This window comes from Streptomyces sp. yr375 (genome assembly GCF_900110755.1).
Taxonomy (GTDB): domain Bacteria; phylum Actinomycetota; class Actinomycetes; order Streptomycetales; family Streptomycetaceae; genus Streptomyces.
On the sequence record NZ_FOFF01000025.1, the window covers coordinates 57,010 to 78,521 of the forward strand.

General features: G+C 68.0%; 19 protein-coding genes. 9 read left to right on the forward strand and 10 right to left on the reverse strand.

Going from position 1 to position 21,512, the window contains the following annotated elements; translation table 11 throughout:
• Positions 1-14 precede the first annotated feature (14 nt).
• From BMZ82_RS23790 to BMZ82_RS23800, 3 genes are all read right to left on the reverse strand, one after another.
• The gene (locus tag BMZ82_RS23790) at positions 15-1,277 is read right to left on the reverse strand and encodes an MFS transporter (protein ID WP_093779054.1); all 1,263 of its coding nucleotides are present in this window, start codon (positions 1,275-1,277) and stop codon (positions 15-17) included.
• A 96-nt stretch (positions 1,278-1,373) separates the two neighbouring features.
• A complete protein-coding gene (locus BMZ82_RS23795; protein ID WP_093779056.1) occupies positions 1,374-2,456 on the reverse strand; it encodes an inositol-3-phosphate synthase in 1,083 nt (360 codons plus the stop codon).
• Between the two features lie 44 nt (positions 2,457-2,500).
• Complete coding sequence (locus BMZ82_RS23800) at positions 2,501-3,184, reverse strand: PadR family transcriptional regulator (RefSeq protein ID WP_093779058.1); 684 nt, start codon at positions 3,182-3,184, stop codon at positions 2,501-2,503.
• A 353-nt stretch (positions 3,185-3,537) separates the two neighbouring features.
• On the opposite strand from BMZ82_RS23800, the gene BMZ82_RS23805 reads away from it, so the two are divergent.
• The gene (locus BMZ82_RS23805) at positions 3,538-6,216 is read left to right on the forward strand and encodes a transglycosylase domain-containing protein (protein WP_177244629.1); all 2,679 of its coding nucleotides are present in this window, start codon (positions 3,538-3,540) and stop codon (positions 6,214-6,216) included.
• Positions 6,217-6,347: 131 nt separating this feature from the next.
• Positions 6,348-7,847 (forward strand): glycosyltransferase family 87 protein, encoded by a 1,500-nt coding sequence (locus BMZ82_RS23810; protein ID WP_093779060.1) that lies wholly within the window; start codon positions 6,348-6,350, stop codon positions 7,845-7,847.
• A gap of 90 nt (positions 7,848-7,937) precedes the next feature.
• On the opposite strand, the gene BMZ82_RS23815 is transcribed toward BMZ82_RS23810, so the two are convergent.
• The 3 genes from BMZ82_RS23815 to BMZ82_RS23825 form a co-directional block, all read right to left on the reverse strand.
• The gene (locus BMZ82_RS23815) at positions 7,938-8,969 is read right to left on the reverse strand and encodes an alanine racemase (RefSeq protein WP_093779062.1); all 1,032 of its coding nucleotides are present in this window, start codon (positions 8,967-8,969) and stop codon (positions 7,938-7,940) included.
• 63 nt (positions 8,970-9,032) lie between these two features.
• Positions 9,033-10,154: a peptidoglycan bridge formation glycyltransferase FemX gene (gene femX / locus BMZ82_RS23820; protein WP_093779064.1), complete on the reverse strand. Its 1,122-nt coding sequence runs from the start codon at positions 10,152-10,154 to the stop codon at positions 9,033-9,035.
• Positions 10,155-10,367: 213 nt separating this feature from the next.
• Positions 10,368-10,679 carry a hypothetical protein gene (locus BMZ82_RS23825; protein ID WP_093779066.1) on the reverse strand — a complete coding sequence of 104 codons (312 nt, stop codon included), beginning with the start codon at positions 10,677-10,679 and terminating at the stop codon, positions 10,368-10,370.
• A gap of 287 nt (positions 10,680-10,966) precedes the next feature.
• Here BMZ82_RS23825 and rpsF point away from each other — a divergent pair, with 287 nt between their 5' ends.
• The 4 genes from rpsF (at position 10,967) to rplI (ending at position 12,729) form a co-directional block, all read left to right on the forward strand.
• On the forward strand, positions 10,967-11,257 hold the full coding sequence (gene rpsF / locus BMZ82_RS23830; protein WP_006604399.1) for a 30S ribosomal protein S6: 291 nt from the start codon (positions 10,967-10,969) through the stop codon (positions 11,255-11,257).
• A gap of 80 nt (positions 11,258-11,337) precedes the next feature.
• Positions 11,338-11,946: a single-stranded DNA-binding protein gene (locus tag BMZ82_RS23835; RefSeq protein ID WP_093779068.1), complete on the forward strand. Its 609-nt coding sequence runs from the start codon at positions 11,338-11,340 to the stop codon at positions 11,944-11,946.
• A gap of 81 nt (positions 11,947-12,027) precedes the next feature.
• Positions 12,028-12,264, forward strand: a complete 237-nt coding sequence (rpsR, locus tag BMZ82_RS23840) for a 30S ribosomal protein S18 (RefSeq protein ID WP_020130672.1) — start codon at positions 12,028-12,030, stop codon at positions 12,262-12,264.
• 18 nt (positions 12,265-12,282) lie between these two features.
• Entirely contained in the window at positions 12,283-12,729 is a 447-nt protein-coding gene (gene rplI, locus BMZ82_RS23845; protein ID WP_093779070.1) for a 50S ribosomal protein L9, read from the forward strand.
• A gap of 151 nt (positions 12,730-12,880) precedes the next feature.
• On the opposite strand, the gene BMZ82_RS23850 is transcribed toward rplI, so the two are convergent.
• Complete coding sequence (locus BMZ82_RS23850; RefSeq protein ID WP_093779147.1) at positions 12,881-14,218, reverse strand: MATE family efflux transporter; 1,338 nt, start codon at positions 14,216-14,218, stop codon at positions 12,881-12,883.
• Positions 14,219-14,676: 458 nt separating this feature from the next.
• Here BMZ82_RS23850 and dnaB point away from each other — a divergent pair, with 458 nt between their 5' ends.
• Both dnaB and BMZ82_RS23860 read left to right on the forward strand, forming a co-directional pair.
• On the forward strand, positions 14,677-16,155 hold the full coding sequence (gene dnaB, locus BMZ82_RS23855) for a replicative DNA helicase (protein ID WP_093779071.1): 1,479 nt from the start codon (positions 14,677-14,679) through the stop codon (positions 16,153-16,155).
• A 57-nt stretch (positions 16,156-16,212) separates the two neighbouring features.
• Complete coding sequence (locus tag BMZ82_RS23860) at positions 16,213-17,598, forward strand: serine hydrolase domain-containing protein (RefSeq protein ID WP_093779073.1); 1,386 nt, start codon at positions 16,213-16,215, stop codon at positions 17,596-17,598.
• A gap of 83 nt (positions 17,599-17,681) precedes the next feature.
• Here BMZ82_RS23860 and BMZ82_RS23865 read toward each other — a convergent pair whose 3' ends face one another.
• Positions 17,682-18,134: a GNAT family N-acetyltransferase gene (locus BMZ82_RS23865; protein ID WP_093779075.1), complete on the reverse strand. Its 453-nt coding sequence runs from the start codon at positions 18,132-18,134 to the stop codon at positions 17,682-17,684.
• A 10-nt stretch (positions 18,135-18,144) separates the two neighbouring features.
• A complete protein-coding gene (locus tag BMZ82_RS23870; RefSeq protein ID WP_093779077.1) occupies positions 18,145-18,618 on the reverse strand; it encodes a MarR family winged helix-turn-helix transcriptional regulator in 474 nt (157 codons plus the stop codon).
• Positions 18,619-18,759: 141 nt separating this feature from the next.
• Between BMZ82_RS23870 and BMZ82_RS23875 the strand changes: the two genes are divergently transcribed.
• Positions 18,760-19,977: an MFS transporter gene (locus BMZ82_RS23875; protein ID WP_093779079.1), complete on the forward strand. Its 1,218-nt coding sequence runs from the start codon at positions 18,760-18,762 to the stop codon at positions 19,975-19,977.
• A gap of 202 nt (positions 19,978-20,179) precedes the next feature.
• Here BMZ82_RS23875 and BMZ82_RS23880 read toward each other — a convergent pair whose 3' ends face one another.
• Positions 20,180-21,046, reverse strand: coding sequence for a GNAT family N-acetyltransferase (locus BMZ82_RS23880; RefSeq protein WP_093779081.1), 867 nt, complete (start codon positions 21,044-21,046; stop codon positions 20,180-20,182).
• Between the last annotated feature and the right edge of the window lie 466 nt (positions 21,047-21,512).

Sequence of the window (21,512 nt, forward strand, 5' to 3'; positions counted from 1 at the left end):
CATTGATGTGACACTTACTGGCGCTCAAAGCGGGCCATAGCGCCAGCAATTGTTCCGTAGACAACAGCGACCGTGACCACCAACGGCGCTGAGCGACCGTCAGGCGGCAGCATCAGGGCGGCAACTGCGGCGGCGCCGACGAAAGCGACGTTGAACAGGACGTCGTACAGCGAGAAGATCCGGCCGCGGAAGCCGTCGTCCACGGAGGACTGGACGATGGTGTCGGTGGCGATCTTCGCCCCCTGGGTGACCAGCCCCAGCACGAACGCCGCGATGAACGTGGTGACTTGAGTGAACGGGAGCATCAGGGCGAGCTCCAGGAGCGCGGCGGCCGCGGAGCAGACAACTATCCAGCGGACCGGGCCCAGTCGTCCCGCAGCCGACGGGGTCACCACCGCGGCGACGAAGAAACCGACGCCGGAGACGCCCACCGCCAGCCCCAGCAGGGCCAGTCCCCGGTCCGGGTCGGACGACCAGGCGTACCGACACAGCATCAGCACCATGACGGTCAGGGCGCCGTAGCAGAACCGCATCAGCGAGATCGCCCCGAGCGCCCAGGCGGCCTCCCTGCGCCTCGGCTCGGCCAGGTGGCGTACGCCGGCCGAAAGGCCGCGGGCGGTGCCCCGGAGCGCGGTCGCCAGCCGGGGCTGGACCTGGTCACGGCCCGGCCCGAGCAGATCCGCGGCCATGGTCAGCGACATGAGCGCGGAGCACAGGTACAACACACATCCCAGCAGGACCACCGCGGCATCGGAGTCCGCGATCACCAGCCGGACGACGAAGGCGAGGCCGCCGCCCGCGACCGCGGCGAGCGTTCCGGCCGTCGGAGAGAGGGAGTTGGCCATCACCAGGCGCTCGCCGTCGACCACGCGCGGCAGAGCCGCCGACAGACCGGCGAGGACGAAGCGGTTGACGGCGGTGACGCACAGCGCGGAGGCGTAGAACAGCCAGTCGGGAACGTGACTGATCATCAGGACGGCTGTCGCGGACGCCAGCAGGGCGCGCAGCAGGTTGCCGTAGAGGAGGACCTGTCGGCGGCGCCAGCGGTCCAGCAGGACGCCGGCGAAGGGGCCGATCAGGGAGTAGGGCAGGAGCAGGACCGCCATGGCGGAGGCGATCGCGGTGGCCGAGGTCTGTTTCTCCGGGGAGAACACGACGTAGGTGGCGAGCGCGACCTGGTAGACGCCGTCCGCGCCCTGGGAGAGCAGCCGCACGGCGAGCAGACGCCGGAAGTTCCCGAAGCGCAACAGGACGCGCAGATCACGGACGACGGCCATGGGGCACAGCCTCACACACGGGGAGGGTCCCCGGGCCATGTGACCCGGGGACCCTTCTCAGCCCTGGCAGGAGCGAATTTTCGGTACGCGGTCGAGCTAGCGGTCGACCTCGCCGCGGATGAACTTCTCGACGTTGTCGTAGGCCTCGTCGTCGAAGTACTGGACCGGCGGGGACTTCATGAAGTAGCTCGACGCCGACAGGATCGGGCCGCCGATGCCGCGGTCCTTGGCGATCTTCGCGGCGCGCAGGGCGTCGATGATGACACCGGCCGAGTTCGGCGAGTCCCAGACCTCGAGCTTGTACTCCAGGCTCAGCGGGACGTCACCGAAGGCGCGGCCCTCGAGGCGGACGTACGCCCACTTGCGGTCGTCCAGCCACGGCACGTAGTCCGACGGGCCGATGTGGACGTTCTTCTCGCCCAGGTCGCGGTCGGGGATCTGCGAGGTGACGGCCTGCGTCTTCGAGATCTTCTTGGACTCGAGGCGGTCGCGCTCCAGCATGTTCTTGAAGTCCATGTTGCCGCCGACGTTGAGCTGCATGGTGCGCTCGAGACGGACACCGCGGTCCTCGAACAGCTTCGCCATCACACGGTGCGTGATGGTGGCGCCGACCTGCGACTTGATGTCGTCGCCGACGATCGGGACGCCCGCCTCGGTGAACTTGTCCGCCCACTCCTTGGTGCCGGCGATGAAGACCGGAAGGGCGTTGACGAACGCGACCTTGGCGTCGATGGCGGCCTGGGCGTAGAACTTCGCCGCGCTGTCGGAGCCGACGGGCAGGTAGCAGACGAGGACGTCGACCTGCTTGTCCTTGAGGATCTGGACCACGTCGACCGGGGCCTCGGCGGACTCCTCGATGGTGTCGCGGTAGTACTTGCCGAGACCGTCGAGGGTGTGACCGCGCTGCACCGTGACGTCCTTGTGCGGGACGTCGCAGATCTTGATGGTGTTGTTCTCGCTGGCACCGATGGCGTCCGAGAGGTCGAGGCCGACCTTCTTCGCGTCGACGTCGAAAGCGGCGACGAACTCGACGTCCCCGACGTGGTAGTCCCCGAACTTCACGTGCATCAGGCCCGGGACCTTGGACGCCGGGTCGGCGTCCTTGTAGTACTCGACGCCTTGCACCAGTGACGCCGCGCAGTTGCCCACGCCGACGATGGCTACGCGAACCGAACCCATTCCGGTTGCTCCCTGTGTGTACGAGTGAGGCCCTGAATGGGCGCTCACGTGGCGGTTTCGTCCGACGCATCCGGCCCAGGGGTGTCCCCGGGACGGGGCAGGGCGCCCGACGATCCAGATGTGGTGTTCTGCTGAGCGGACTCCCCGGAGGCGGCACCCTTCAGGTCCCGTCCGGCCCGCTCGCTCTCGATGAGCTCGTTCAGCCAGCGCACTTCGCGCTCCACGGACTCCATTCCGTGGCGCTGGAGCTCGAGCGTGTAGTCGTCGAGGCGCTCTCGCGTGCGGGCCAGGGAGGCGCGCATCTTCTCCAGACGCTCCTCCAGCCGGCTGCGCCGGCCTTCCAGTACGCGCATGCGAACATCGCGCGACGTCTGCCCGAAGAAGGCGAAACGGGCGGCGAAGTGCTCGTCCTCGTACGCGTCGGGACCCGTCTGCGAGAGCAGCTCCTCGAAGTGCTCCTTACCCTCCGCCGTCAACCGGTAGACGATCTTGGCGCGACGCCCTGCGAGTGGTGCGGCGAGGGCGTCCTCGGAGGTGTTTCCCGGCTCCTCGATCAACCAGCCGTTGGCGACCAGCGTCTTGAGGCAGGGATAGAGCGTGCCGTAGCTGAACGCACGGAACACGCCCAGTGACGTATTGAGTCGTTTGCGCAGCTCATAGCCGTGCATCGGGGACTCGCGAAGAAGGCCCAGGACGGCGAACTCGAGGATTCCGGCGCGCCGGCTCATGGTCGCCTCCTTCCGTCCTTATGTCGCTCCGATGTATCGACTCGATACATCACGACGATAGAACGGCCTTCCGGATGCGACAAGAGGGGGGATGGTGAACGGGATCACATCACTGATTCGTTGCAGGCGACTTGCCTGATTTGGGGTGAACCTCGGGCCTAGGCAGGTTTTGACGGTGCGTAGTCTGTGCGCCATGCACACCACCGGGATCCATGAGACGCCGGGGGGCGTCGAGGTCCTCGGTGCAGTACGGGTGAATGCGCAACCGGCCGCATCCGTACTTTGGGGGGACAGGAAACCAGCCGCCCTTTCCAGGCGCGCACGGATGCGCCTGCCCGAGGAGTAATCGTTCGATGAGCGAGCACCGTCGCAAACCGACGCCGCCGCAGGAAGGCGGACGTGCCGCGGCCCGACGCGGTCAGTCCGGTCCGTCCTCCGGCCGCCGCGCGGCACCGCGCGGCGCCACCGGATCTCCTTCCGACTACGGGTTGGGTCACGGGTCCGCAGGCGAGGAACCGTCTTACGGCAGCCGTGCCGACGCCCGACGCGCGTCCCAGAGGAACTCGGGCGGGCGGCGTAGAGCGGCCGAACCCGCGCCCGGTCGCCGCGGCGACCCGAGCGGGCCCGGAAGGGGCAGAGGGCGCTCGGCGCCCGACCGGCGACGCCTGATCGACTACCCGCGCGCCGACAAGTACGGCTGGCAGCGCTGGATGCCGTCCTGGAAGCTCGTGGCGGGCCTGTTCGTCGGCTTCGTCGGCAGTCTGGTGGCCGTGGCGGGCATCGGGTACGCCATGGTGGGCATCCCCGACATCGCCAAGACGGCGACGGCGCAGAACAACGTCTACTACTGGAAGGACGGCAGCCAGATGGTTGCCACCGGTGGTGAGACGAACCGTCAGAAGATCGACCTCTCGCAGATCCCGGAGGAGATGCGCTGGGCGGTGATCTCGCAGGAGAACAAGACCTTCTACGACGACAGCGGCATCGACCCCAAGGGCATCGCCCGCGCCGTGTTCAACATGGCCCGGGGCGGACAGACGCAGGGTGGTTCGACGATCACCCAGCAGTACGTCAAGAACGCCATGCTGAACGACCAGTCGCAGACGATCTCCCGCAAGTTCAAGGAGATCTTCGTGTCGATAAAGGTGGGCGCCGAGGTCGACAAGAACGAGATCATGGCCGGCTACCTGAACTCCGCGTACTACGGGCGCAACGCCTACGGAATCCAGGCCGCCGCCCGCGCCTACTTCAACAAGGACGCGATCAAGCTCGACCCGGGTGAGTGTGCCTTCCTGGCCGCCACGCTGAAGGGCGCCACGTACTACGACCCCGCCGGCACGCCCTCCGTCGACCCGGTGGGCGCCACGGCCACGGCCAACAGCAAGCGGGCCCTGCGGCAGCAGCAGGACACCCTCGACAAGATGGTCGAGTACGGGCACCTAACCGCGGCGGAGCGGGCCAAGTACACCAAGCTCCCCAAGTGGCAGAACCCCCGGTCGAACACCGACCTGAAGGGGCAGGTCGGCTATCTCGTCGACCTCGCCAACGGCTACCTGGTCACCCACAGCAAGGAGACCGGGATCACCCAGGACCTGCTGCAGCGGGGCGGCTACTCGATCTACACGACCTTCGACAAGAACAAGGTCAAGGAGCTCGAGGAGTCGGTCACGAAGGTCCAGAAGGCCAACATCAAGCCGGAGGAACGACCGGAGACGGACACCCACGTCCAGTTCGGCGGAGCGTCCGTGGAACCGGACACCGGTGCCATCCGGGCTATCTACGGCGGCGAGGACGCCACCAAGCACTTCACCGACAACGCCGACCAGACCGGTGCCCAGGTCGGTTCGACGTTCAAGCCGTTCGTGCTGGCGGCCGCGATGACCTGGGGCGTGCGCGATCCGGACCTGGGGTCCTCGCAGGCACAGGACGAGCGCACCATCGTCTCGCCCAAGAGCCTGTTCAGCGGCAAGAACAAGCTCAAGATCGAGAACTACGACCGCACGGTCTGGAAGAACGAGAAGGGCGAGGAGTGGCTGCAGACCAACGACGGCAACGTCTCTCTCGGCTCTCCGCCCAACTTCAACATTGACCTGCGGGAGGCGATGCGCGAGTCGGTGAACTCCGCCTTCGTGCAGCTCGGCATGGACGTCGGTCTGGACAAGGTGAAGGAATCCGCCGTCAGCGCGGGCCTGAAGGAGTCCAGCCTCACCAACAGCGGCTTCCCGTCGTTCTCGATCGGCATCTCCGACCCGAGCGCGATCCGGATGGCGGGCGCGTACGCCACCTTCGCCGCCAGAGGCAAGCAGCGTGATCCGTACTCGGTGGAGAAGGTCACGAGTGAGAAGGGCCAGATCTTCACGCACGAGACCGAGACGAATCAGGCCTTCACCTCGAAGGTCGCCGACAACGTCACGGACGTCCTGAAGACCGTGGTCGAGGACGGCACCGGTACCAACGCCCAGCTTCCCGGCCGTCAGGTCGCGGGCAAGACCGGTACCACCGACGGCAACAAGTCGGCCTGGTTCGTGGGCTACACCCCGCAGTTGTCCACCGCGGTCACCATGTTCCGCTACGACGACGACGAGTCCAACAAGAACCGTACGTTCCTGGAGATGTTCGGAACGGGTGGTCAGAAGAAGATCCACGGTGCCTCGTTCCCGGCGCAGATCTGGCACGACTACATGGCCGAGGCGCTGAAGGGCACGGAGCCGAAGAACTTCCCGGAGCCCGAGCCCATCGGCGAGGTCGTCAACGCGGAACCGTCCCCGTCCCCGACTCCTTCGATCACCGAGAGTGAGGAAGCGGAGCCGTCGCCCTCCCCGTCGCCCAGCGTGACGGAGGCCTCGCCCTCACCCACGCCGACCGAGACCTGCACAAACTTCTTCAACTGCAATGAGGAGAACGGCGGGACCACCGACGGAAACGTGAACGGCGGAACAGGCGAGACATCCCCGTCACCGACCGACACGGAGACGAACGGCAACAGCAGAGGGAATAACGGCGGCGCCTTCTTCGGAGGCCCGGCCGGCTAGGCGCTCGATCGCCCGGCTTGCGTGTTTCACGTGAAACATGCGCATGTTTCACGTGAAACGAGGGCCGCTCCACCGGACCAGGTGGGGCGGCCCTCGGCGTTTTCCTAGGTCTGTACGGCAGGATGGCGCCCATGCCCAGTGCAGAATCGACGCCGACGCCCGTGCACGAGCCGGATCCGGTCAGGCCGACCAGCGACGACCCGGTGGCCGCAGCCGGCAGTGAGCTCATCGGCGGCCCCCTCGGCCGACGGGCCCTGCTGGGGACGTCCTGGTGGACTCCCGTACGGATCGTCGCGCTCGTGGCGATCGGGATGTTCGCCCTAGGACTGATCCAGAAGGCGCCCTGCTACAACGGAGGCTGGTTCTTCGGCGCCACCTCCCAGTACACGCACGCCTGCTACTCGGACATCCCGCACCTCTACCAGGGGCGCGGCTTCGCCGACGGACTCGTGCCGTACTTCGACAAGCTTCCCGGCGACATGGACTACCTCGAATACCCGGTGCTGACCGGTGTGTTCATGGAGGTGGCCGCCTGGCTCACACCGGGCAGCGGCAGCATCCAGGACCAGGAACAGTGGTACTGGATGGTCAACGCCGGGATGCTGATGGCGTGCGCGGCCGTCATCGCCGTCTGCGTGGCCCGGACGCACGCCCGGCGCCCCTGGGACGGCCTGCTGGTCGCCCTGGCGCCTGCCCTCGCGCTGACCGCGACCATCAACTGGGACCTGCTGGCGGTCGCCCTGACGGCCGCGGCGATGCTCATGTGGTCTCGGGGCCGTTCCCTGGCCTTCGGCATCCTGCTGGGGCTCGCCACGGCCGCCAAGCTCTATCCCGTCTTCCTGCTCGGCCCCCTGTTCGTGCTGTGCTGGCGCGCGGGGAAGTGGCGGGACTTCGGCAAGGCCCTCGGCGGTGCGGTCGTCGCCTGGCTGGTGGTGAACCTGCCGGTGATGCTCTTCGCCTTCGAGGGGTGGTCGAAGTTCTACCGGTTCAGCCAGGAGCGGGGCGTCGACTTCGGCTCCTTCTGGCTGATCCTGGCCCAGAACTCCAGCGACCCGCTCACCACGCACAGCGTCAACACCCTCGCCACGCTGCTCGTCGTGCTGTGCGCTGTGGGTATCGCGGCGCTGGCGCTGACCGCGCTCCGCCGTCCCCGCTTCGCCCAGTTGGCCTTCCTGATCGTGGCGGCCTTCATCCTCACCAACAAGGTCTACTCGCCGCAGTACGTCCTGTGGCTGGTGCCGCTGGCGGTGCTGGCCCGGCCGAAGTGGCGGGACTTCCTGATCTGGCAGGCCTGCGAGGTCGCCTACTTCGTGGGCATCTGGATGTACCTCGCGTACACGATGAGCGGAGACGCCCACAAGGGGCTGCCGACCGACGGCTACCACTGGGCCATCGGCGTGCACCTGCTGGGGACGCTCTACCTGTGCGGTGTGGTCGTACGCGACATCCTGATGCCGGAGCGGGACGTGGTGCGGCAGGCCGGGGACGATGATCCCTCGGGCGGGGTGCTCGACGGGGCGGAGGACGTCTTCGTCTTCGGCGTCGCGGCCCATCCGCCCCGGCATGCCTCCGCCCTCGACGGGCCGCAGGTGGACTGGGGCAAGCAGGACGCCGCCGACAGTTCGCTCTGAGCGAACAGTGAGCCATGAAGGAAGGGCCGTACCCGGAGACTCCGTGTACGGCCCTTCTCGTTGCTTCGCTTGTTCAGCGGTTCATGAGGGTCAGCGGTCCATGAGCCGGTCGAACTGCGTGGTGGTGTGCCGCAGGTGGGCCACCAGTTCGTCGCCGACGTGCGGCTCCGGAGCGTCCGAGGGCACGAACAGGATGGACACCTGCATGTGCGGCGGCTCGGCGAACCAGCGCTGCTTGCCGCCCCAGACGAACGGCGAGAGGTTCCGGTTCACCGTGGCGAGGCCGGCGCGGGCGACGCCCTTGGCGCGCGGCATGACGCCGTGCAGGGCCTTGGGGGCCTCCAGACCCACCCCGTGCGACGTACCGCCCGCCACGACCACCAGGAAGCCGTCCGAGGCCGCCTTCTGCTGCCGGTAGCCGAAGCGGTCGCCCTTGGCGACCCGTGTGACGTCCAGGACCGCTCCGCGGTACTCCGTGGCGTCGTGGTCCCCCAGCCACAGCCGCGTGCCGATCCGGGCGCGGAAGCGGGTCTGCGGGAACTGCTGCTGCAGCCGGACGAGTTCGTCGGCCTTGAGGTGGCTGACGAACATCGTGTGCAGCGGCAGCCGGGCCGCCCGCAGCCGGTCCATCCAGCCGATGACCTCCTCGACGGCGTCGGAGCCGTCGGTGCGGTCCAGCGGCAGGTGGATGGCGAAGCCCTCCAGCCGGACGTTCTCGATCGCGGCGTGCAACTGCGGCAGATCCTGCTCGCTGATGCCGTGCCGCTTCATCGACGACATCACCTCGATGACCACGCGGGCGCCCACCAGGCCGTACACGCCGTCGACCGACGACACCGAGCGCACGACCCGGTCGGGCAGCGGGACGGGCTCCTCACCGCGCCGGTAGGGCGTCAGCACCAGCAGGTCACCGCCGAAGAAGTCCTTGATGCGCGCGGCCTCGTAGGTCGTGCCGACGGCGAGGATGTCCGAGCCCAGCCGGGTGGCCTCCTCCGCCAGCCGCTCGTGCCCGAAGCCGTAGCCGTTGCCCTTGCAGACCGGGACGAGGGCCGGGAACTGCTCCTGCACGTGCTTGTGATGCGCCCGCCAGCGCGCGGTGTCGACGTAGAGCGTGAGCGCCATGGCCGGACCTGGGACCTTTCTGGTGGCTGCGGTGTCAGGGGTGGGGAATCAGTGAGCGTGACGTCAGCGGCGCGACATGTAGATGTCGAGCGCCTTGTGGAGCAGCTTGTTCAGCGGGAAGTCCCACTCGCCGAGGTACTCCGCGGCCTGTCCGCCCGTGCCGACCTTGAACTGGATCAGGCCGAAGAGGTGGTCGGTCTCGTCCAGCGAGTCGGAGATGCCGCGCAGGTCGTAGACGGTCGCACCGAGCGCATAGGCGTCGCGCAGCATCCGCCACTGCATGGCGTTCGAGGGGCGGAACTCACGGCCGATGTTGTCCGAGGCCCCGTAGGAGTACCAGACGTGCCCGCCGACGATCAGCATCGTCGCCGCCGACAGGTTCACACCGTTGTGGCGGGCGAAGTACAGCCGCATGCGGTTGGGATCCTCGGTGTTGAGGGCCGTCCACATGCGCTGGAAGTACGACAACGGGCGTGGCCGGAAGTGATCGCGCACGGCCGTGATCTCGTACAGCCGCTGCCACTCCTCGAGGTCCTGGTAGCCGCCCTGGACGACCTCGACCCCGGCCTTCTCGGCCTTCTTGATGTTGCGGCGCCACAACTGGTTGAAGTTCTTGTGGACCTCTTCGAGGGAGCGGTTCGCCAGCGGCACCTGGTAGACGTAGCGCGGCTGGACGTCGCCGAAGCCGGCACCGCCGTCCTCGCCCTGCTGCCAGCCCATGCGGCGCAGCTTGTCGGCCACCTCGAAGGCGCGCGGTTCGATGAAGTCGGCCTCGATGTCACGCAGCCGCTTCACGTCCGGGTTCTGGATGCCCGCCTTGATGGAGGTGGCCTCCCAGCGGCGGATGATCACCGGCGGGCCCATCTTCACCGAGAAGGCACCCTGCTGCTTGAGGTGCGCGAGCATCGGTTCCAGCCAGTCGGTCAGATTCGGCGCATACCAGTTGATGACCGGACCCTCGGGCAGATAGGCCAGGTAACGCTTGATCTTGGGCAACTGGCGGTAGAGGACCAGACCCGCGCCGACCAGTTCACCGCTGCGCTCGTCGAACCAGCCGAGGCTCTCCGACCGCCACTCGGCCTTGACGTCTGCCCAGGCCGGAACCTGCATGTGGCTCGCCGAGGGCAGGCTCTGGATGTATGCCAGATGCTGCTCACGGCTGATCGTCCTCAGGGTCAGGCTCATTCGGGGCGCTCCTCGGGCTGGTGTGTCCCCATGGGTACAGGGGCTCCGGCTCTCGCGCCGAAGCCTACTGCGCCCTGCGAGCGCCCTGACTGGGCGTAGGGAACCTTCGCCCCGGCCCGTGTGCGGCCGGGGCGTTCCGTCAGGGTTCGTAGGTGTCCTACGCGACGTCCGGTGCGGACGGTGTCCGTGGTGTCCGTACCGGAGTCGGTCGGGTCACCAGAGTCCGCCGAAGAGCCCGCCGTTCGCCATGCCGATGAAGAAGCCGACGGCCGAGGCGCCGAGACCCAGGATCAGACCGAAGCGCTCACGGGTGGTCTCGGAGATCCACTGTCCGTACGCGCCGGTCAGGATTCCCACCAGACCGGCCCAGGAGCTGAGCAGATGCAGGCTGTGGAAGAACGACGTGATGAAGGCCGTCAGTCCGAGCACCAGCGTCACCGCGAGCAGGGTGTCCTGGAGCGGATGGGGTTTGCCGTCGGTGGCGAAGAGAGATCCGGCGGTATTGGGTCGCAATGCCTGTGCCATGTGGCACCTCCTGCGGAAGGCGGCGCATCGTAGCGCCATACACACCCGACGTGTACAGATTGACGGTCACACCCGCCTGATTTCAACCGGAAGCGCGTGTGCAGGTAGTCTGTACCGTCTGCACCGGTGTCTGCCCAGGCAGAGCCAGGGAGTCCGCCCAGCTCAGAGCGGGGATTTCGCTTGCCGATCCCCGACTGTCAGTGGCGGCCGATACCGTTGCGTACGCATCACAACCCTCCTGCCACGGATCGACCGTGGCCGCTGAGTCCAAAGGAGGTGGGTTCCACATGCGTCACTACGAAGTGATGGTCATCCTCGACCCCGATCTCGAGGAGCGCGCTGTCTCCCCGCTGATCGAGAACTTCCTCTCCGTCGTCCGTGAGGGCAACGGAAAGGTGGAGAAGGTCGACACCTGGGGCCGTCGTCGTCTCTCGTACGAGATCAAGAAGAAGCCCGAGGGCATCTACTCGGTCATCGACCTTCAGGCCGAGCCTGCGGTCGTCAAGGAGCTCGACCGCCAGATGAACCTGAACGAGTCGGTCCTCCGGACCAAGGTCCTCCGTCCCGAGACCCACTGAGCTCGCGAGCTCAGCCGATATCTCGGGATTCTGAGTAGCAGCACAAGCAGCCAGCAGCAAACCCGCCGAGAGGTTCCCCCATGGCAGGCGAGACCGTCATCACGGTCGTCGGCAATCTTGTCGACGACCCCGAGCTGCGCTTCACCCCCTCCGGTGCGGCGGTCGCGAAGTTCCGTGTCGCGTCCACTCCCCGCACCTTCGACCGGCAGACGAACGAGTGGAAGGACGGCGAGAGCCTGTTCCTGACCTGCTCGGTCTGGCGTCAGGCGGCGGAGAACGTCGCGGAGTCGCTCCAGCGAGGCATGCGCGTCATCGTGCAGGGCCGGCTGAAGCAGCGGTCCTACGAGGACCGTGAGGGCGTCAAGCGCACGGTCTACGAGCTGGACGTCGAGGAAGTCGGCGCCAGCCTGCGCAGTGCCACGGCCAAGGTCACCAAGGCCGCCGGCCGCGGTGGCCAGGGCGGCCAGGGTGGTTACGGCGGCGGTGGCGGCCAGGGTGGCGGCGGCTGGGGTGGAAACTCCGGCGGCGGCCAGCAGGGCGGCGGCGCTCCCGCCGAAGACCCGTGGGCCACCAGCGCTCCCGCCGGTGGCAACCCGGGCGGCGGTGGCGGCCAGGGCGGTGGCGGCGGCTGGGGTGGAAACTCCGGCGGCAGCGCCGGCGGCGGCTACTCGGACGAGCCCCCCTTCTAGGCCGTCGGGCCCGGATGTCCGGGCCCGATCGGGCCGAAGGCGGGTCGTATCCCAACTTCTTGATCACACAGGAGAAACACCATGGCGAAGCCGCCTGTGCGCAAGCCTAAGAAGAAGGTCTGCGCATTCTGCAAGGACAAGGTCACGTACGTGGACTACAAGGACACGAACATGCTGCGGAAGTTCATTTCCGACCGCGGCAAGATCCGTGCCCGTCGCGTGACCGGCAACTGCACGCAGCACCAGCGTGACGTCGCCACGGCAGTCAAGAACAGCCGTGAGATGGCGCTGCTGCCCTACACCGCGCAAGCGCGATAAGGGAAGGGTGACCGACATATGAAGATCATCCTCACTCACGAGGTCTCCGGCCTCGGCGCCGCGGGCGACGTCGTCGACGTCAAGGACGGCTACGCTCGCAACTACCTGATCCCGCGGAACTTCGCGATCCGTTGGACCAAGGGTGGCGAGAAGGACGTCGAGCAGATCCGTCGTGCTCGCAAGATCCACGAGATCCAGACCATCGAGCAGGCCAATGCTGTGAAGGCCCGCCTCGAAGGTGTCAAGGTTCGCCTGGCCGTCCGCTCCGGCGACGCCGGTCGTCTCTTCGGTTCCGTCACCCCGGCCGACATCGCCTCGGCGATCAAGGCTTCCGGTGGCCCCGAGGTCGACAAGCGCCGCATCGAGCTCGGCTCGCCGATCAAGACCCTGGGCGCTCACGAGACGTCCGTGCGTCTGCACCCCGAGGTTGCCGCCAAGGTCAACATCGAGGTCATCGCGGCCTGATCGCTGCGCTCGGCTTGAAGAGCTGAGAAGGGGCCGCACCCACTGGGTGCGGCCCCTTCCGTTCGCCTGTTTCACGTTGCTTGTTTCACGTGAAACATCGGTCTCACGCGGCCATCGGTTTCCCGCGCTCGACGTGTTTCACGTGAAACAGTCAGCGGGTCGCGCTGGTGATGACCCAGCGGCCGGAACGGGCGCGCAGCCAGAGGGTGAGCATCCGGACGGTCATCATCAGCGTCATCGCTCCCCACACCGCGGTGAGGCCTCCACCGAGGACCGGCACCAGCAGGGCCACCGGAGCGAAGACGGCCAGGGTGAGCACCATCGCCCAGGCGAGATAGGGGCCGTCTCCCGCGCCCATCAGTACGCCGTCCAGCACGAAGACGATGCCGCAGATGGGCTGGGAGAGCGCCACCACGAGAAGTGCGGGCAGCGCGGCATCCTTCACCGCCGGGTCGCTGGTGAAGAGCGGCAGGAAGAGCGGCCTGCTGATGACGACCAACAGGCCGAGCAGGACACCCACGGCGATGCCCCACTCGACCATCCGGTGGCAGACGTCTCGGGCGCCCTGGGCGTCGTCGGCACCGAGATAGCGTCCGATGATGGCCTGCCCGGCGATGGCGATGGCGTCGAGGGCGAAGGCGAGCAGGCTCCACAGGGCCAGGGCGATCTGGTGTGCCGCGATGTCGTCGTCCCCGAGCCGGGCGGCCACGGCGGTGGCGATCATCAGGATCGCCCGCAGCGAGAGCGTGCGGACCAGCAGGGGCACCCCCGCCTGGGCGGAGGCCCTGATGCCAGCGGCGTCGGGCCGCAGAGACGCGCCGTGGCGGCGGGCTCCCTGGACCACGACTACGAGGTAGACCACGGCCATGCCCCATTGCGCGATGACGGTTCCCCAGGCGGAGCCGGCGATGCCGAGGCCCACGCCGTAGACCAGCCCGACGTTCAGGGCGGCGTTGGCGACGAAGCCTCCCACGGCGACGTAGAGCGGTGTCCTCGTGTCCTGGAGTCCGCGCAGGACACCGGTCGCGGCCAGAACGACGAGCATGGCCGGTATGCCGAGCGCCGAGATGCGCAGATAGGTGGTCGCGTACGCGGCGGCCGCGTCCGAGGTGCCGAAGAGCTCGACGAGTGCCGGGGCGGTGGGCAGGACGGCCACGATCACGGCGGCGCCGAGCAACAGTGCCAGCCAGATGCCGTCCATACCCTGACGGATGGCAGCCGGGAAGTCACCGGCGCCCACGCGGCGTGCGACGGCGGCGGTGGTGGCGTAGGCGAGGAAGACGAAGACGCTGACGGCTGTCATGAGGAGGGCAGAGGCGACTCCGAGGCCGGCGAGTTGCGCGGTGCCCAGATGGCCCACGATCGCGCTGTCGGCCATGACGAAGAGCGGCTCGGCGACGAGTGCGCCGAAGGCCGGGACGGCCAGTGCGACGATCTCTCGGTCGTGCTGTCGCCGGGTCGCCCTGGGGGGCGCGGGAGCCTGTGTCATGACCACCAATCTAATCGTCCACAGGTAAGAGATGCAATGACCTATTGACCCTTACGCATCGTCGCTTTGCGTGTCCTCTCGCGCGCCGTTCGAAGGGATCTTGGCCCGACTGGGAAACTTTTTCTTCTGCACAGCCGGTGGATGGGGAACGTGCAGGTCAGAGCGGCTTGGAAAGAAAAGTCGAGGGCTTGTTCACAGTACTGTCCACCGGGTCGTGCACAGGTTTTGCGGAGTTCTCCACAGCATAGGGGCCGTCGTCCACATGGCCTGTGGATAACCAGATTGGCTGACGGTGCCCGCGGGCCTACCGTGGTGCGGCGCCCGCTCCGTTCGTCGGTCGAGGAAACCCTTGCAAAACCGACGCACCACAACCGGAGTTGGGCCTCTCAATTGTCAGTGCCGTGCCGTAGAAATGAGGCACGGCGAGGTCCGCTCGGCGGACGGGAGGAGGTGGCTCGGTGAGCATTTCCGAGCCCTTGGACGACCCGTGGGCCGACAGCGGCCCCAGTGATCGTCTGCCCTCTTCCCGTCGGCGCGGCGACGGGGGGCGAGGCCGAGAGGAACAGCACGAGCGCGGCCGGGACAGCGGTGAGTGGGAGGGCGGAGGCACCGCCTTCGAGCGGGTACCGCCGCAGGACCTCGACGCGGAGCAGTCCGTCCTCGGTGGCATGCTCCTGTCCAAGGACGCCATCGCCGACGTGGTCGAGGTCCTCAAGGGCCACGACTTCTACAAGCCCGCGCACGAGACGATCTACCAGGCGATCCTCGACATCTACGCCAAGGGCGAACCGGCCGACCCGATCACGATCGCCGCCGAGCTCACCAAGCGCGGCGAGATCAACAAGGTAGGCGGCGCGTCCTATCTGCACACCCTCGTGCAGACGGTGCCGACGGCCGCCAACGCCGAGTACTACGCGGAGATCGTTCACGAGCGCGCGGTGCTGCGCCGCCTGGTCGAGGCCGGCACCCGCATCACCCAGATGGGATACGCGGCCGACGACGACGTCGACGAGATCGTCAACCGCGCCCAGGCGGAGATCTACGCGGTCACCGAGCAGCGGACCAGCGAGGACTACCTGCCGCTCGGCGACATCATGGAGGGCGCCCTCGACGAGATCGAGGCGATCGGCTCGCGCAGCGGCGAGATGACGGGCGTGCCCACCGGCTTCACGGACCTCGACTCGCTCACCAACGGCCTGCACCCGGGCCAGATGATCGTCATCGCGGCCCGTCCCGCCATGGGCAAGTCCACGCTCGCGCTGGACTTCGCGCGCGCGGCGTCGATCAAGCACAACCTGCCGAGCGTCATCTTCTCCCTGGAAATGGGGCGCAACGAGATCGCGATGCGCCTGCTGTCCGCCGAGGCTCGCGTCGCCCTGCACCACATGCGCTCCGGCACCATGACGGACGAGGACTGGACCCGCCTGGCGCGCCGGATGCCCGAAGTATCCTCCGCGCCGCTCTACATCGACGACTCCCCGAACCTGTCGATGATGGAGATCCGCGCGAAGTGCCGTCGGCTGAAGCAGCGCAACGACATCAAGCTCGTGATCATCGACTATCTGCAACTGATGCAGGCCGGTGGTTCCAAGCGTTCCGAGAGCCGTCAGCAGGAGGTGTCGGACATGTCCCGTAACCTCAAGCTGCTTGCCAAGGAGCTGGAGGTCCCGGTGATCGCGCTCTCGCAGCTCAACCGTGGTCCCGAGCAGCGCACGGACAAGAAGCCGATGGTGTCCGACCTGCGTGAGTCCGGCTCCATCGAGCAGGACGCCGACATGGTGATCCTGCTGCACCGTGAGGACGCGTACGAGAAGGAGTCCCCGCGCGCGGGCGAGGCGGACATCATCGTGGGCAAGCACCGTAACGGCCCGACGGCCACGATCACCGTGGCTTTCCAGGGTCACTACTCCCGTTTCGTGGACATGGCGCAGACCTGAGCCCTCTTGGTGTGAAATGACCTCGACGTCGGCCGCGCGGGCAGGTGGACTGGGCCCATGACGACACCTCAGGAAGAGCTGCTCTCCGGTACCCGGCGGGCTCTGCGCCACCGCATCGCCGTGGCCCAGAGCGAAGGGCGTGCCCCGTCGCTGGTCGCCGCGGTCGTGCGGGACGGGCGGGCCGTGTGGCACGGGGCCCGGACCTCCGTCGACGGGCACGCGCCGGACGAGAACGTGCAGTACCGGATCGGCTCGATCACCAAGACCTTCACCTCCGTGCTCGTGCTGCGGCTGCGCGACGAGGGCGTGCTCGACCTCCAGGACCCGCTGGAGAAACACCTGCCCGGCACCGGCGCGGGGGAGGCCACGGTGGCCGAACTGCTCGCCCACACCGGCGGGTTGCCGGCCGAGGCACCCGGACCGTGGTGGGAACGGACTCCGGGCTCGCTGCGGCCCGAACTCGCCGATGTCCTCGGCGAGCAGGCGGGCCCGCAGCCGGCCGGACGTCGTTTCCACTACTCGAACCCCGGTTACACCCTCCTGGGCGCTCTCGTCGAAGAGCTCCGCGGAGCGCCCTGGGCAGAGGTATTGCGGCGCGAAGTGCTCGAACCTCTGGGCCTCGACCGTACGAGCGTCCAGCCGCAGGCGCCTGCGGCTGGCGGCTGGGCGGTGCACCCCTGGGCCGACGTGCTGCTGCCCGAGCCCGCCGAGGACTTCGGGCGGATGTCTCCGGCAGGCCAGCTCTGGTCCACGACCGGAGACCTCGCGCGCTTCGCCGCCTTCCTGACGCGGGGCGACGATCGGGTGCTGGGCGTGGAAACGCTGCGCGAGATGTGGACGCCCGCGTCGCCGGCCGGGCTGTCGGATGTGGCGGACGGCGCCACGTACGGACTCGGAATGCAGATCCAGCACCGGGACGGCCGGCTGCTTGTGGGCCACTCCGGCTCGGTGCCCGGCTTCGTGGCGAGCCTCACCATCGGCGTGGCGGACGACGTCGCCGCGGTGGTGCTCGCCAACTGCACCTCCGGCCTTCTGACGTCTCAGGTGGCCGTCGATCTCGTACGCATCGTCGCCGAGGCCGAGCCGCGGATTCCTGAGCCGTGGCGTCCGCTGCGGGAAGTCGACCCTTCCGTCCTGGAGTTGGCGGGCCAGTGGTACTGGGGTACCAGCCCCTTCGCCCTGCGCGTGACGGCCGACGGTCTCGTCTCCTTGGGGCCGCTGTCCGGCGCCGGCCGGCGCTCCCGGTTCAGGCCGAACGGGGACGGTACCTGGACCGGCCTGGAGGGCTACTACGCCGACGAGCTCCTGCGGGCCGTACGGCGGCCGGACGGGAGCGTGGACCACCTGGACCTCGGGTCGTTCGTGTTCGCGCGCGAGCCGTACGACGAGCGGGCGGCCGTGCCCGGTGGCGTCGACCCTGAGGGCTGGCGGGGCATCGGCTAGCCGAGAGGCCGGACGGAGGCGCTCTGTTTCACGTGAAACACAGCGCCTCCGTCCCGGGACCGTCTGCCCGGAAGGCGGAGCCTTCAGAGCTGCAGTTTGAAGCCCACGTGTGAGGCCACGAAGCCCAGCCGCTCGTAGAAGCGGTGGGCGTCGATGCGCGTGCTGTCGGAGGTCAGTTGCACCAACTGGCAGTTCTCCCGCCGGGATTCATCGATCGCCCACTCGATGAAGCGCGTCCCCAGACCGCTGCCGCGCTCGTCCGCGTGCACCCGCACACCTTCGATGATCGACCTGGTCGAGCCGCGGCGGGACAGACCCGGGACGATCGTGAGCTGGAGGGTGCCGACGACGCGTCCCTCGCGGACGGCGACGACGAGGCGCTGGTTCGGGTCGGCGGTGAGCCGTTCCAGCGCTGTCAGATACGGGCCGAGGTCGTCCAGCGACTCGCGCTGTGCGCCCAGCGGGTCGTCCGCGAGCATGCCAACGATCGCGGGGATGTCTTCGGCGACGGCCGCGCGTATTTCAAGATCTCCCATGCCGGCGACCCTATGCACCCAAGGCGGCGGTGGGCGCCTTCAAGGACTCCACGACCCGCACCAGCGGGGCCAGTTCCGGGTTCTTGGCGGCTTCGTCGAGGGCCTCGCGCAGGGCGGCGTCGTTGGTGGGGCGGGCTTCGGCGAGCAGCTTCAGACCGGCATCGGTGACGTTGGTATAGATGCCGCGGCGGTCGGTGGGGCACAGGTACCGCTCGAGCAGGCCGCGGTCCTCGAGCCGGGTCACCAGTCGAGTGGTGGCGCTCTGGCTGAGGACGACCGCATCGGCCACCTGCTTCATCTGCAGATGGCCCCCGTCGCCGTCGTGCTGCCGGCTGAGCACGTCGAGCAGGGAGTACTCGCGCACGCTCAGGTCGTGCCGGGCCTGCAGCGCGCGCTCGATGTGGGCCTCGATCCTCCCGTGCAGGAGGGAGAGGGCGCACCAGCCCTGGGCGAGGGCGATGAGCGCGGGGTCCGTCGCAGTCATGGGGTTCTCCTCCGTCCCGGAGCGGCTGACACCCAGGATAGAGCAATATCGAAATAGTCTGCGGTTGCATGTAGTCCGCGTCTGCAATTATTGTGAACGCGCGCAAAGCGCACCTGCAATCTTTTGGGAAGGTCTGCCTTCATGCCTCTCGCGCTTCTGGCCCTCGCGATCGGGGCCTTCGGAATCGGAACGACCGAGTTCGTGATCATGGGTCTGCTTCCCGAGGTCGCGGGCGACTTCGGGGTCTCCATCCCCACTGCCGGCCTGCTGGTCACCGGCTACGCGCTCGGCGTCATGTTCGGCGCCCCGCTGATGACCGTCCTCGGCACCAAGGTCGCCCGCAAGCGCATGCTGATGCTGCTGATGGGCCTGTTCATCGTCGGCAACCTGCTCTCCGCCGTCGCCCCCAGTTTCGCCGTGATGCTGATCGGCCGCGTGGTCGCTTCCCTCGCCCACGGCGCGTTCTTCGGCATCGGCTCGGTCGTCGCGGCCGGCCTGGTCGCCCCCGACAAGAAAGCCGGGGCCCTCGCGATGATGTTCACCGGTCTCACTGTCGCCAACGTCGTCGGCGTCCCGCTGGGGACCCTCGTCGGACAGCACGTCGGCTGGCGCGTCACCTTCGCCCTCGTCGCCGCGCTCGGCGTCGTCGGCCTGGTCGGCATCGCCAGGCTCGTGCCCGAGATGCCGCGGGCCGAGGGTGTGCACCTGAGGCATGAGCTGGCCGCCTTCAAGAACGCCCAGGTCCTGCTCGCCATGGCGATGACTGTCCTGGGCTTCGGCGGCGTCTTCGCGGCCATCACCTACATCGCGCCGATGATGACCCACGTGGCCGGCTTCGCCGACGGTTCCGTCACCTGGCTGCTGGTCCTCTTCGGGCTCGGCATGGTCGGCGGCAACCTCGTCGGCGGCAGGTACGCCGACCGCGCCCTGATGCCCATGCTGTACGTCTCTCTGGGTGCCCTGGCGGTCGTCTTGGCGCTCTTCCCGCTGACCGCCCACAACAAGGTCCTCGCGGCCCTCACGATCACCCTGATCGGCGCCCTGGGCTTCGCCACCGTCCCGCCCCTGCAGAAGCGTGTCCTGGACCAGGCGCACGGTGCCCCGACACTGGCGTCGGCGGTGAACATCGGTGCCTTCAACCTCGGCAACGCGCTGTCCGCCTGGCTCGGCGGACTCGTCATCGCTGCCGGTCTCGGCTACACCGCGCCGAACTGGGTCGGCGCCGCCCTCGCCGTAGGCGCCCTGCTCCTCGCCCTCGTCTCGGCCACTTTGGAGCGCCGCGACGGCGTCTCAGGCGGCCCCGGCTCCGTCGTCGCGGGTGCCATGCCCACCGAGCGGCAGACGGCCGTCCAGCGCTGAACCCTGGCCGTCCGCCGGGCCAGGACCGTGCCAACGGACCGGCACCCATCCGACAGCAACCGCAGATCTCGGCGACGCCGGCTTTGGCGACACCGGCCTCGGCGCACCAAAGGCCCCGCCCAAGACCGCAAGAAGAAATACCCCGTGCAGCCCGACGGCCCCTTCCACACCCTGCCGGCGTTCCGTCGGATCTTAGGTGTCTTCAGCAGGCCGCTACGGTGAGCGGAGCGAAGCGGCGGCGCCAGTCGCCCGGCAGCTCCGTGATCCCGTAGGTCATCACGGAGTTGAAGGCAACGGGCTCCAGGCCGTGTGCCTTCACCCACGCCAGCAACTCGTCGTGCCGTACGTCGATGTCGGTGCGCAGCGGCCGGTCCGTGTGGGCGGCGAGAGAGGCCAGCAGGGCCTTCGCGGTCTCCGTGTCTCGGGCGATCAGCGGCCCCACGACATGGGTGTCCATGTTGGGCCACGCAGCCGCGTAGCCGATGATCCGGCCTTCGTCCTCGGCGACCCGCAACTGATCGGCGAAGGCCGGGAGGCGGGTGATCACGTGCGTGCGATCGGTGCCGAAGACCTCTTCGTCGAGCCGGATGATCGAGGTGAGGTCCTCGGCCGTGGCCGCGCGGGTGGCGATGCCTGACGGCGGTTCACCCGGCGTGAAATGCCCAAGCAGCATTTCCGCCCGGCCCGTGGTCTTGAAGCCCAGCTCTTCGTAGAGCGGACGGCCGTTCGGCGTGGCATGCAGAGTGAGTGGGGTGGTGCCCATCAGGGCGACGATGTGGCGCATCAGCCGCCGGCCGATGCCCTGCCGGGCGTGCCGCTCGGCGACGAGCACCATGCCGATCGCGCCGAGAGCGGGGCGGCCGTGCGGGCCGTACTCGGTGACCACGCAGGCGCTGACGAGTCCCCCGTCGGGATCGTCGATGCCGTAACCCTGTCCGGCCGAGAGGAGGAGGCCCCACTTGTGCTCCTCGCGTGGCCACCCCCGATCCTCGGACAAGTCGGCGCAGGCGGTGAGATCGCGGTGCGTCAGACGGCGGATGGGCAGAGCGGTGTGGGAAGGAGTCGGCACGCAGGTCAGGCTGTCCGACCGGTGCCGTCGGCGTCCACCTGTTTGCTCTGTTTCCCCTGCGTCGCATGTGCTTTTGGCCATGCGGTGAGTGGCTGTGCGGTACGTCGACAGCGAGGGCATGTTTCACGTGAAACAGAGGCGCGGAGCACAGGGACTGTTTCACGTGAAACAGCGACCTCCCGGCCCACGCAAACGCCGGGGCAGCTCTTTGGGACGCCTGTGAAATGGTGCGTCACGCCCGACAGTTGAAGGAACCAGCGGTTCGTGCCTCAAGCGTCTTCCAAGGAAGTAAGGCGAGACTTGTGTGGCAACCGGCGGCCGGTATGGTCGAGTCCGGTTCGCTTTCGGGACGAGGTGCGCCAGACGCGGTGCACCGATTCCGTGCGAGCCGAGAACAGGGCAATGCAGCCTAACGGGACGGAGAGATCGGAGACCCATATTTCCGCTGATGCGACCGAGGCGCCCG

Coding starts and splice junctions, on each gene's coding strand:
- BMZ82_RS23825 (WP_093779066.1), bottom strand. CDS start 10,679: ATGGCACAGGCATTGCGACCCAATACCGCCGGATCTCTCTTCGCCACC.
- BMZ82_RS23805 (WP_177244629.1), top strand. CDS start 3,538: ATGAGCGAGCACCGTCGCAAACCGACGCCGCCGCAGGAAGGCGGACGT.
- BMZ82_RS23860 (WP_093779073.1), top strand. CDS start 16,213: ATGACGACACCTCAGGAAGAGCTGCTCTCCGGTACCCGGCGGGCTCTG.
- rpsF (WP_006604399.1), top strand. CDS start 10,967: ATGCGTCACTACGAAGTGATGGTCATCCTCGACCCCGATCTCGAGGAG.
- BMZ82_RS23865 (WP_093779075.1), bottom strand. CDS start 18,134: ATGGGAGATCTTGAAATACGCGCGGCCGTCGCCGAAGACATCCCCGCG.
- BMZ82_RS23795 (WP_093779056.1), bottom strand. CDS start 2,456: ATGGGTTCGGTTCGCGTAGCCATCGTCGGCGTGGGCAACTGCGCGGCG.
- rpsR (WP_020130672.1), top strand. CDS start 12,028: ATGGCGAAGCCGCCTGTGCGCAAGCCTAAGAAGAAGGTCTGCGCATTC.
- BMZ82_RS23810 (WP_093779060.1), top strand. CDS start 6,348: ATGCCCAGTGCAGAATCGACGCCGACGCCCGTGCACGAGCCGGATCCG.
- BMZ82_RS23790 (WP_093779054.1), bottom strand. CDS start 1,277: ATGGCCGTCGTCCGTGATCTGCGCGTCCTGTTGCGCTTCGGGAACTTC.
- BMZ82_RS23835 (WP_093779068.1), top strand. CDS start 11,338: ATGGCAGGCGAGACCGTCATCACGGTCGTCGGCAATCTTGTCGACGAC.
- BMZ82_RS23870 (WP_093779077.1), bottom strand. CDS start 18,618: ATGACTGCGACGGACCCCGCGCTCATCGCCCTCGCCCAGGGCTGGTGC.
- BMZ82_RS23875 (WP_093779079.1), top strand. CDS start 18,760: ATGCCTCTCGCGCTTCTGGCCCTCGCGATCGGGGCCTTCGGAATCGGA.
- femX (WP_093779064.1), bottom strand. CDS start 10,154: ATGAGCCTGACCCTGAGGACGATCAGCCGTGAGCAGCATCTGGCATAC.
- rplI (WP_093779070.1), top strand. CDS start 12,283: ATGAAGATCATCCTCACTCACGAGGTCTCCGGCCTCGGCGCCGCGGGC.
- BMZ82_RS23850 (WP_093779147.1), bottom strand. CDS start 14,218: ATGACACAGGCTCCCGCGCCCCCCAGGGCGACCCGGCGACAGCACGAC.
- BMZ82_RS23800 (WP_093779058.1), bottom strand. CDS start 3,184: ATGAGCCGGCGCGCCGGAATCCTCGAGTTCGCCGTCCTGGGCCTTCTT.
- BMZ82_RS23815 (WP_093779062.1), bottom strand. CDS start 8,969: ATGGCGCTCACGCTCTACGTCGACACCGCGCGCTGGCGGGCGCATCAC.